This window comes from Streptomyces sp. NRRL S-1813 (assembly GCF_000719605.1).
Lineage (GTDB): Bacteria > Actinomycetota > Actinomycetes > Streptomycetales > Streptomycetaceae > Streptomyces > Streptomyces decoyicus.
The window spans coordinates 519,836-530,783 of record NZ_JOHB01000002.1 but is presented as its reverse complement, the minus strand read 5'-3'; the positions used below and the strand labels follow the sequence as shown (position 1 = coordinate 530,783).

Genomic DNA, 10,948 nt, shown 5'->3' with positions numbered 1-10,948 from the left:
CAATGGCTGCATACCTACAATCACCACCGCGGACACACCGCGCTCGCAGGCAAACCACCCGCCAGCCGCGTCCCCAACCTCACAGGGCAATACACCTAGAGCTGAGCGCTGGCCGAATCCGCGAGCCGGCGCCGCACCGCGCGGGCGGCCGGCAGGGCCGAGGCGATTGCGGCGATCGTCACCGCGACGGCAATGACCAGCAGCAGCATGCCCGTGGCGGGACGCTGGGCGATGCCGGTCCCCCAGCCGCTGGTGCGGCCCTGGAGGTTGATCAGCCACTCGGAGGCGAGCAGGCCCAGCGCCGTGCCGGCCAGCGCGGCGGCGAGCGTGACGAAGGCGGTGGCCGAGACGATGACCGCGGTGATCTGGCGGGGAGTGAGGCCGACGGCCTTGAGGGCGAGCAGGTCACGACTGCGGTCGCGTACGGCGGCACCGACCGTCGTCGCCAGTTCCGCCAGCCCGATCAGGATCAGCACCGCCATCAGGCCGATGCTGACGGCACGGACCGCCGACAGCTGGTCGGCGGGGTTGGGGACCTCGCGCACTTCGAGACGGCCCGCGGACGCCTCGGTCAGCGCGTCGCGTACGGCGCCGGGATCGGCACCGTGGTTCAGGACCAGGTTGTAGAAGTCCGGGCGGGGCGGGTGCGGGCCGGAGGGTGTGCCGTCGGCGGTGTCGCCGTCGCGCAGGGTGTCCAGGCTGGTGGAGATGACCCGGCCGGCGTCGGCGGTTTCGATGTTGCGGCCGACGATGTGGAGGACGTAAGGGCGGCCGGCGACGGTCATCCGGACCCAGTCGCCGACGTGTGCGTCGAGGAGTTCCAGCAGGCCCTGTCCGGCGACCGCTTCATCGGGGCCGTGGGCGGCGCGGCCTTCCACGACGGCGAAGGGGTACGGCTGGGTGTCCGTGCCGAGCCCGCGCAGGGTGATTGTCCCGGTTTGCCCCGGTACGAGCGCCTGTTCCTCGGCGCCGGGGTAGGCCTTCATCCGTGGCCTGGAGGTGAGGAGTTGGCTTAGCTCCCCGTCGCCGAGGGTGTCGGAACGTGCGGTGAGAGCGGCGGGCAGGCCGACGTTCCCGGGGTGGGAGGTGAAGCGGTCCAGGGTGGTCCAGGTGCCCAGCGCGATGGTGATGAGCAGCAGCGGGACGGCCAGCCGTGCCACTGCTGCCGAGGAGCGCAGCGGGCGGTGGAAGGCACCGCGCCAGCCGAGGACCAGGGCCGGTGGGACCCGCAGTCCGAGTGCCCGCCGGGTGAGGCCGGACGTCCGGCTGCCGGTGACGGCGGCGGCACGGGCGACGGGCACCGGTGGTACCCGCCCGGCACGCCAGGCGGCCAGACAGGTCGCCGAGCCGATGAAGACCACCACGCCGCCGGAGATCACCAAGGGCAGCCAGGTGTGCTCGGGAAGCCGGTGCCACAGGGCCATCGCTTCGCCGATCCGGCCGGGGACCAGCGTGCCGAGCCCCTGGGTGAGCAGTGCCCCGAGGGCGACGCCCAGCAGCGCCAGGCCGAGGTGGAGCGCGAGGAACATCCGGACCACCTGACCCGGCGTGAACCCGATGGCCTTGAGGACCGAGATGTCCCGCAGATGTCCGCGGATCCGGGTGCTGATGGCGCCGCCCACCGCCAGGGCGGCGGCGAGCAGCGCGCCGAGTCCGAAGAGGCCGAGCAGCCGTCCGAGGAGTTGGTTGTCCCCCTCGGCTTCGGCCTTGGCCTGCCGCCAGGTGGAGACATCGGTGATCTGATCGGCGCCGAGCCGGGTGACCGCCCGCTGGACGACGTAGTCCGTGTCCGCGGGGTCGGTGAGCTGGAGGCCCATGGTGCGGCCGCGCTGGTCGCGGCCCGCGTCGGAGGCGGCGAGGGTCTCGGGGAGCACCCAGCCGACTCCCGGGGACTCGCCCGCGCGGAAGGCGACCTCGGCGGTGTCCGCGACGCCCACCACTCGCAGATGTGCCGGGATCCCGCTCAGCGCGAGGGTGTCGCCCGGCTTCGCCCACATCGCGCGGGCGACCGAGCTGTCCAGCACGATGCCCTTGGTGGCCCCCGTATCGGCGCCCGCGTCGAGCCAGCGGCCCGCCACGATCTGGGGCGTCGCGGTGGCGGGGCGCTTAGCCGCACCGCGCAGCTCCACCGTCGCCTTGGCGCCGCCGGGCTGGAGGCTCGCGGTGGTGCGGACCGTACGGAACGGTCCTGAGGTGGCCCGCACCTCGTCCAGTTCGGCGAGCGACCCGGCGGCGGTGCCGGCTTGGGTGTGGATCCATACATGGGCGCCGGAGGACTGGGTGAAGACCCGTTGCCAGGGGTCGGTCGCATAAGCGAACAGCGCGGTGGCCAGCAACAGCGAGATGGTGATCCCGGCGGTGGCCAGCACGATGAGGACCGCGGCCGGTCGGTGTGCTCTCAGGTGCGCCTGTGTCCAGCGTGCCGCTGCTCGCACGGGTCAGCCCTTGAGCTTGAGTACGTCGGCCACACCGGCCGCGGGGCGGTTCCGGCTGCCGCCGAGGTGAGCGTCGTCGGCCACCTGGCCGTCGTAGAAGCTGATCACCCGGTCCGCGGCGCTGGCCATTCTGGCGTCATGGGTGACCAACAAGATCGTCTGGCCGCGCTGGTGGAAGCGGGCCAGCAGCCGCAGCACCTCCCTGGTGCCCTTGCTGTCGAGGCTTCCGGCGGGTTCGTCGGCGAGCAGCAGGCTGGGGGTGTTGACCAGGGCGCGGGCCAGGGCGACGCGCTGCTGTTCGCCGCCGGACAGCTCGCCCGGAGTGCAGTTCTCCTTGCCCGTCAGGCCCAGTTCGTCGAGCAGTTCCGCCCGGTCGGTGCGGGCCCGCCGGGGGGACCTGCCGGCCAGCAGTGCGGGGAGTTCGACATTGTCGGCGACGCTGAGGTTCGAGACCAGGTTGAAGAACTGGAAGACGATGCCGATGTGGTGGCGGCGCAGCTCCGCCCAGCGTGCCTCGCTGTAGCCGTCGACCTGGCGGCCGTCGAGCCAGAGTGCACCGCTGTCGGGCCGGTCGAGGCCGCCGAGGAGATGCAGCAGAGTGGATTTGCCGGCTCCCGAGGGCCCGGTGACGGCGACGAACTCACCGCGTTCGATGGACAGGTCGACGCCCCGCACCGCGGGCACGGGGGCGGCGCCTTCCGGCCGGTGGGTCTTGACCAGGCCGGCTGCCCGGACTATCGGGCCGGACGGCTCGTCCCGGTTCATTCCAACTCCTCTTGACAGCGCTCCAGCCAGTCGAGATCCGCCTGTAGATGCAGCATCGCGCCCTCTATCAGCAGTTGCGCGACCCGGTTGTCCCGGTCCTCGCCCGCCGCGAGTTTCGACAGGTCACGCATGGTGTTGAGGTAGTGGCGGCGCTGCTTGTTGATCAGGGCGATCTGGTCTGCGGTCCCGGTGTGGGGGGCCAGGGCGAGCTTCATGAAGAATTCGTCCCGTACCCGTGGTTCGGCGGTGGATTCCTCGAACCAGACGTCCACCGTCTCGCGTCCCGCCTCGGTGATCCGGTAGATGCGCTTGTTCGGGCGGTCCGACTGCTCGACGTCCTCCCCCGCGATCAGGCCCGCTTTCTCCAGCCTGCCCAGGGTGACGTAGATCTGGCCGACGTTAGGCTGAGGGTATGCCGCGCCCAGAAGGTTCTCAAGGGCCTGTTTGAGTTCGTAGCCGTGTGCGGGGCCGCTGACCAACAGCGCCAGGAGTGGCAGCCGCACGCTCTCCCTCTCCCTCCCCGCCCTAGTTGACCGTCATCTGGACGCATCCGACTGTGAGCCGGGTCGCCGTCGCATCTTCCTGCTGCATCTAGTATCCCGCATGGCTAACAGGTATACATGGGGCGGGCTGTCGGTCCAGTGTCCCGTCGACGCCTGGTATGAGGAGGAGCCCATGCGGTGGAAGCGTGCCGCGGGAAGGGCTCTGCTGGTCTGCTCCTTGCTGTTCGCGGGCCAGGCCGGTGCGCGGGCCGGGGAGCCGGCCGTCGGTCCGGACGGACGGGGCCCTGTCACCCTGGTGACGGGCGGCGACCTCACGGGCTACCTGCGGGGTGTCCTCGACGGCTGGAACGACCGCCACCCACGCGAGAAGGTGACGCTGGTCGAGCTGCCGGACGCGGCCGACGAGGTCCGCGCCCAGATGGTCACGGAGCTGCGCTCCCACAGCGACCGCTTCGATGTGCTGAACATCGACGTGGCATGGACGTCGGAGTTCGCGGCCGCGGGCTGGATCAAGCCCGTGAACAGTGCGCAGTTCCCGCTGAAGCGCTTCCTTCCTCCCGTCGTGGACACCGCCACCTTCCGGGGGCGGCTCTACGCGGTCCCGTATGTCACCAACGCCGGGCTGCTCTACTACCGCAAGGACGTGCTCGCCCGTGAAGGTGCGCGGCCGCCCCGCACCTGGGCCGAGCTGGAGCAACTGGCGAAGACGGTCGCGCCCAAGTACGGGATGGACGGTTACGCGGGCCAGTTCCTGCCGTACGAGGGGCTGACCGCCAATGTCGGCGAGGCCGTCCAGTCGGCGGGCGGCACGGTGCTCGCCGGCGAAGGCGCGCGCGTGACGGTGGACTCCCCCGCGGCCCGCCGTGGCCTGTCCTTTCTGCTCGACGGGGTACGCGAGGGCTGGATCCCGCAGCGGGCGCTGACATACAAGGAAGAGGAGTCCCGCAAGGCCTTCCAGGACGGCCGACTGCTGTTCCTGCGGAACTGGCCGTATGCCTACGCGCTGGCCAACGCCCGGTCGTCGAAGGTGGCGGGAAAGTTCGGCGCGGTGCCGCTGCCGGGTCCTGACGGACCGGGCTCCAGCGCGCTGGGCGGCTCCAATCTTGCGGTCAACGCGCAGTCGCGGCACCAGAAGACGGCCACCGAGCTGATCTCCTATCTGACGACCGAGTCGGTGCAGCGCCGGGTGCTCACCGAGGGCGCACTGCCACCGGTGTGGGCCGACCTGTACTCGGATCCGGAACTGGTGCGTCGCTTCCCGTACCTGCCGACGCTCAAGCGGGGCGTCCTGGCGGCCAAGCCGCGCCTCAAGAGCCCGCATTACGACCAGGTGAGCCTGGCGGTTCAGGCGGTCATGCATGACGCGCTGCTCCATCGCCGGAGCACGGATGCCACCGTCGCGCGGCTGACGAGGGAGTTGCGGGCCATCGTCGGCCGCGGCTGACCCCTCGCGGCTGTCAGCAGTTCCCTCTCCGGCTGCCCTAGTTACTTGTTAGGTACAGGCTGGCCACCCAATCTCCCATAAATCCGGGCATCTCACAGCGACTTTTGACCATTTCGTTGACACTCGAACGACACACCTACTTAACATGCATGCATAACAGCGATTGCAGCCGCACGGCATGCCCATGCAAGAACGGGATCACGGCAGATGCTCATAGCCACGGCAGGGAACGGCTCCTCCGCCGACTCCACGCCCTCCCCCACCCCCACCGGTCCGGCCTCCCCCGCGCTCTCACCGGCCGCCACCGGGACCCCGTCCCAGGACTCGGCACAGCGCTGGTGGCGCGACGCGGTGATCTACCAGGTCTACGTCCGCAGCTTCCTCGACAGCACCGGCGACGGCATCGGCGATCTGGCCGGCGTCCGCACCGGGTTGCCCTACCTCAAGAAGCTCGGGGTGGACGGCATCTGGCTCAGCCCCTTCTACCCCTCCCCCCAGCACGACCACGGCTACGACGTCGCGGACTACCGCGATGTGGACCCCGTATACGGCGACCTCGCCGAGTTCGACCTCCTGGTGGCCGACGCCCACCGGCTGGGTCTGAAGCTGCTCCTGGACATCGTCCCCAACCACTGCTCCAGCGAGCACCCGTGGTTCCGGGCCGCGCTGGCGGACGTTCCGGGCAGCCCGGCACGGTCGCTGTTCCACTTCGCCGACGGGCGCGGGGAGGCCGGTGAACTGCCGCCCAACAACTGGCGGGCGATGTTCGGCGGGCCCGCCTGGTCCCGGATCAAGGAGGAGGACGGCACGGAGGGCCAGTGGTACCTCCACATGTTCACGCCCGAGCAGCCCGACCTGAACTGGCGCAACCCCGCCGTGGCCGCCGACTTCGACCAGGTGCTGCGCTTCTGGCTGGACCGCGGTGTCGACGGCTTCCGTATCGACGTGGCCGCCGGGCTGTTCAAACACCCCGAGCTCCCCGACTCCCCCGACCCGGCGGCCGACGAGCGGACCCGCGACTCGGTCAATCCGCTGGCCTGGAACCAGCCCGAGGTGCACCAGGTGTGGCGCGACTGGCGTGCCCTGTGCGAGGAGTACACGGCGCGCGACGGCCATGACCGGCTGCTGGTCGGCGAGGTATCCGTACGGACACCGAGCGAGCAGGCCGCGTACGTCCGCTCGGACGAGCTGCACCAGGCGTTCTTCTTCCACCTGCTGACCGCGCTCTGGGACGTCGACACCTTCCGCCGGGTCATCTCCGAGGCGCTGACCGACATCGCGGGCACCGGCTCCACGGTCACCTGGGTGCTCAACAACCACGACCAGGTCCGCACCGTCACCCGGTACGCGACCGAACCCGGCGGCAGGGCCCGGAGCACCGCCCTGGAGGCAGCCCCAGCGGCAGCCGGGGAAGAGTCCGAGGGAGGGCTGGGCCCGGCACGCGCCCGCGCGGCCGCCCTGCTGATGCTGGCGCTGCCCGGCGCCGCGTACATCTACCAGGGCGAGGAACTGGGCCTGCCGGAGGTCGTCGACCTGCCCGACGAGGTCCTCACCGACCCGATCTACCACCGTACGGGCAGCCGGGAGCACATCCGCGACGGCTGCCGGGTGCCGCTGCCCTGGTCCGGGCACGCCTCCCCGTTCGGCTTCACGTCCGGTACCGACGCGGCGCGGCCATGGCTGCCGCAGCCCGCGTGGTTCGCCGATCACGCCACGGACCGGGCGCTGGCCGACACCCGGTCGTTCTGGCACCTGTACCGCGAAGGGCTGGCGCTGCGCCGCAGTCTTCCGCAGCTCGGCGAAGGCACCCTGCGCTGGCTGGAGTCGCCGCCCCAGGTCCTGGCGTTCGTCCGTGGCGACGGCCTGGTCTGCGCCATCAACTTCGGCACCGAACCGGTGCCGGCCCCCGTACCCGGCACCCCGCTGCTGGCGAGCGGCGACTGCCCCGCAGGAACGCTCCCGGGCTCCACCGCCGCCTGGTGGATGCACGCTCCCGCCCCCCGATAGCCCCACCTCTCCACAGCCCCCTCCCCGCTAGTCCTCCGAAGGGAACCCACGATGAGACGACCCGCAGTACGACACACCCGAGCCGCCGTGTCCGGCGCCGCCGTGCTCGGTCTGGCGCTCTGCGCCACCGCATGCGGCGGCAACGTGTCCGCCGGTGGCAAGAAGCAGGAACTCAACGGCCAGACCGTGAGCGTGGCGGGCGTCTGGACCGGCGTGGAACAGCAGAATTTCAAGAAGGTCCTGGACGCGTTCTCCGAGAAGACCGGCGCGAAGGTCACCTTCTCCTCCACCGGCGACAACGTCTCGACGGTCATCGGCAGCCAGGTCGAAGGCGGCAACGCCCCCGATGTGGTGATGGTCCCCCAGGTCGGTGTGCTCCAGCAGTTCGCCAAGAAGGGCTGGCTCGCGCCCCTGTCGGCGGAGGTCGGTGCCGAGGCCGAGAAGAACTTCGCGCAGGTGTGGAAGGACTACGGCACGGTCGACAAGACCTACTACGGCCTGTACTTCAAGGCCTCGCACAAGTCGACGGTCTGGTACAGCCCGGAGGCGTTCACCCAGGCCGGGGTCACGCCCGCGAAGACGTACCAGGAGCTGCTGACGTCGGGCCGTACGCTGTCCGACTCGGGTGTGCCGGCGTTTTCCGTCGCGGGCGAGGCCGGCTGGCCGCTGACCGACTGGTTCGAGAACGTCTACCTCTCCCAGGCCGGTCAGGAGAAGTACGACAAGCTCGCCGCCCACAAGATCCCGTGGACGGACCCCAGCGTGGTCAAGGCGCTCACCGCGCTCGGCAAGCTGTTCAGCGACAAGAGCCTGGTGGCGGGCGGCGGTTCGGGCGCACTGCGCACCGACTTCCCCGAGTCCGTCCAGCAGGTCTTCGGCCCGGAACCGAAGGCGGCCATGGTCTACGAGGGTGACTTCGTCAGTGCGCTGGTCACCGATGAGCTCCACAAGGAGGTCGGCAAGGACGCCAAGTTCTTCCCCTTCCCCGCGGTCGACGGCGGCAAGGCGCCGGTGGTCAGCGGCGGCGACGCCGCGGTGGTGCTCAAGGCCGGGAAGAACAAGAAGGCCGCGATGGAGCTGGTGAAGTACCTGGCCACTCCCGAGGCGTCCGGTGTCTGGGCCAAGGCGGGCGGCTACATCTCGCCCAACAAGAAGGTGCCCGCGGACGCGTACCACGACGAGGTCGCCCGCAAGGCCGCCACGTCGCTGACCGACGCCGGCAACTCCGTGCGCTTCGACATGTCCGACCAGGCCCCCGCGGCGTTCGGCGGCACCCAGGGAGCCGGCGAGTGGAAGCTGCTCCAGGACTTCCTGCGCGACCCCTCGGACCCCAAGGGCACGGCCCACAAGCTCGAGGCCGCCGCCGCCAAGGCATACGGAAAGTAAGGACCAAGGGCCCGAGCCATGCCTGTCACCACTCCCGCGGTGCCGCCCGCCACGACGCGCGGCACCGCGTCCCTCCCCCCGGGCGGCACACCCGGCAGGGCACCTGACCCCGTGCGGGGCGCCGCCCGGCGCCGTCGCCGGATCGCCGTGGCCTTCCTGTTTCCCGCGCTGCTGCTGCTGGGCGCCCTGGTCGCGTACCCCATCGTGTTCTCGGTCATCCGCAGCCTGTACGACGCCTCGGGCGACACCTTCGTCGGCGCCGACAACTACACCGCGATGTTCCAGGACCCCGCCACGCTCCGGGCCATCCGCAATAGCGCGATCTGGGTCGTCTTCGCCCCGGCCCTGCTGACCGGACTCGGCCTGGTCCTCGCCGTCCTGACCGAGAAGATCCGCTGGAAGACGGCGTTCAAGCTGCTGATGTTCATGCCGATGGCGATCTCCTTCCTCGCCGCCGGCATCATCTTCCGCCTCGCCTACGAGCAGGATCCGCAGCGCGGTGTGCTCAACGCGATCACCGTGGGCATCCACGACAAGGTCCAGGGCGAGTCCGTCTCCTTCCCCACCGCCAAGACGCGCATCGGCGACAAGCGTCTGGTCAAGGGGAACGACGGCTCCTATCGCACCGCCCGTAGCGCCGGCCCGGGAAACACCGTCAACCTCGGACTGGTCGGCGTCGCGCCCAAGGACATGCCCCCGCAGGCACGACCGGCCGCCCCGGCGGCCAAGTCCCCGGCAGGCGAAGGGGAACTGCGCGGTGTGGTCTACCTCGACTTCACCCCCCGTGGTGGCGGCACCCCCGGCACGGTGGACCGCGACGAGCGCGGACTGCCGCAGCTCTCCGTCGAGGCGGTCGACTCGCATGGCAAGGTGGCGGCGACGACCACCACCGCCTCGGACGGCTCCTACCGCCTGCCCCGTCTGGCCCCCGGGTCCTACAAAGTCCAGCTCCCCGCCAAGGACTTCGCCGCCCCCTACGAGGGCGTCTCCTGGCTCGGCCCGGCCCTCATCACCCCCGCCATCATCGGCGCCTATATGTGGATCTGGACCGGCTTCGCGCTCGTCCTCATCGGCGCGGGACTCTCCTCGATGCCGCGCGATGTGCTGGAGGCCGCCCGGATGGACGGCGCGAACGAATGGCAGGTCTTCCGCCGGATCACCGTTCCGCTGCTCGGCCCCGTCCTGGGCGTGGTGTTCGTGACGATGGTGATCAATGTGATGAAGGTCTTCGACCTCGTCTACATCATCGCCCCCGGTCCCGTGCAGCAGGACGCCAATGTCCTGGCCCTGCAAATGTGGCTGGTCTCCTTCGGCGGCGGTAACAACCAGGGCCTCGGCAGCGCGCTCGGTGTCCTGCTGCTGCTCCTGGTGGTCCCGGCCATGGCCCTCAACATCCGACGTTTCCGCAGGAGCCAGTCATGACCACCGCCCCCGGAACCGCCGCACCCCGCAGGCGGGCGACGGCACGGCCGGTGAAGCGTCTCAGCCGCGGCGCGATCCAGCTGTTCCTGCTCCTCGTCGGCCTGGTCTGGGTCACGCCCGCCGCCGGACTCTTCCTCTCCTCGCTGCGTACGGAGGAGAAGAACGCCGGCAGCGGCTGGTGGACCGCGCTCACCGCCCCCGGTCAGCTGTCCCTGGACAACTACACGGCCCTGCTGAAGGAATCAGGCATCGTCCAGGCCTTCTTCAACACCGTGCTGATCTCGGTGCCCACCACCCTCGCCGTCGTCGTGATCGCCGCACTGGCCGGTTACGCCTTCGCCTGGATGGATTTCCCCGGCCGGGACTGGATCTTCCTGGTCGTGGTCGCCATGCTGGTGGTGCCGGTCCAGATCGGACTGCTGCCGGTGGCCCAGATGTTCGGTGCGCTCGGCCTGTTCGGCTCGATCCCCGGCGTGGTCCTCTTCCACACCGCCTACGGGCTGCCGTTCGCCATCTTCCTGCTGCGCAACTACTTCGCGGAGATCCCCAAGGAGATGCTGGAGGCCGCGCGCATGGACGGCGGCGGCGAGTGGCGGATCTTCTCCCAACTGGTCCTGCCGCTGGGCCGCCCCGCCATCGCCAGCCTGGCCATCTTCCAGTTCCTGTGGGTCTGGAACGACATGCTGGTCGCCCTCCTGTTCGCCGACAACACGTCACAGCCGCTGACGGTGGCCCTCCAGTCGCAGATGAGGCAGTTCGGCAGCAACATCGGTGTACTGGCGCCCGGCGCGTTCTTGTCCCTGATCGTGCCGCTGATCGTGTTCTTCGCCTTCCAACGGCATTTCGTGCAGGGAATCATGGCGGGTTCGGTCAAGTAGCGACCCCACCGCTGACGGTGCGAGATCCGGGCCCGCCGACGGCGCCGTTACGGCGCGGGCGGGCCCGCCTCGCTCTTCGCCCGGCTCGCTCTTCGCCCGGCTCGTTAT

Annotated in this window: 8 protein-coding genes; 5 read left to right on the top strand and 3 right to left on the bottom strand. The window is 70.2% G+C overall.

Features of this window, described 5'->3' with window-relative positions; all coding sequences use genetic code 11:
• Positions 1–95: 95 nt before the first annotated feature.
• Genes IF67_RS0107125 through IF67_RS0107115 form a run of 3 tightly spaced genes read right to left on the bottom strand, consistent with a single transcriptional unit; the run spans position 96 to position 3,703 of the window.
• On the bottom strand, positions 96–2,435 hold the full coding sequence (locus IF67_RS0107125; protein ID WP_030983220.1) for an ABC transporter permease: 2,340 nt from the start codon (positions 2,433–2,435) through the stop codon (positions 96–98).
• A gap of 3 nt (positions 2,436–2,438) precedes the next feature.
• On the bottom strand, positions 2,439–3,200 hold the full coding sequence (locus IF67_RS0107120; protein ID WP_030983218.1) for an ABC transporter ATP-binding protein: 762 nt from the start codon (positions 3,198–3,200) through the stop codon (positions 2,439–2,441).
• Positions 3,197–3,703 carry a PadR family transcriptional regulator gene (locus IF67_RS0107115; RefSeq protein ID WP_030983216.1) on the bottom strand — a complete coding sequence of 169 codons (507 nt, stop codon included), beginning with the start codon at positions 3,701–3,703 and terminating at the stop codon, positions 3,197–3,199. The genes IF67_RS0107120 and IF67_RS0107115 overlap by 4 nt, the downstream gene beginning before the upstream one ends.
• Before the next feature lie 172 nt (positions 3,704–3,875).
• On the opposite strand from IF67_RS0107115, the gene IF67_RS0107110 reads away from it, so the two are divergent.
• The 5 genes from IF67_RS0107110 (at position 3,876) to IF67_RS0107090 (ending at position 10,840) form a co-directional block, all read left to right on the top strand.
• On the top strand, positions 3,876–5,147 hold the full coding sequence (locus IF67_RS0107110) for an ABC transporter substrate-binding protein (RefSeq protein WP_030983214.1): 1,272 nt from the start codon (positions 3,876–3,878) through the stop codon (positions 5,145–5,147).
• A 207-nt stretch (positions 5,148–5,354) separates the two neighbouring features.
• On the top strand, positions 5,355–7,154 hold the full coding sequence (locus IF67_RS0107105; protein ID WP_030983212.1) for a glycoside hydrolase family 13 protein: 1,800 nt from the start codon (positions 5,355–5,357) through the stop codon (positions 7,152–7,154).
• A 51-nt stretch (positions 7,155–7,205) separates the two neighbouring features.
• On the top strand, positions 7,206–8,540 hold the full coding sequence (locus IF67_RS0107100) for an ABC transporter substrate-binding protein (RefSeq protein WP_030983210.1): 1,335 nt from the start codon (positions 7,206–7,208) through the stop codon (positions 8,538–8,540).
• Positions 8,541–8,558: 18 nt separating this feature from the next.
• Entirely contained in the window at positions 8,559–9,962 is a 1,404-nt protein-coding gene (locus IF67_RS0107095; RefSeq protein WP_030983208.1) for an ABC transporter permease subunit, read from the top strand.
• Positions 9,959–10,840 carry a carbohydrate ABC transporter permease gene (locus IF67_RS0107090; RefSeq protein ID WP_051817695.1) on the top strand — a complete coding sequence of 294 codons (882 nt, stop codon included), beginning with the start codon at positions 9,959–9,961 and terminating at the stop codon, positions 10,838–10,840. The genes IF67_RS0107095 and IF67_RS0107090 overlap by 4 nt, the downstream gene beginning before the upstream one ends.
• Positions 10,841–10,948 lie beyond the last annotated feature (108 nt).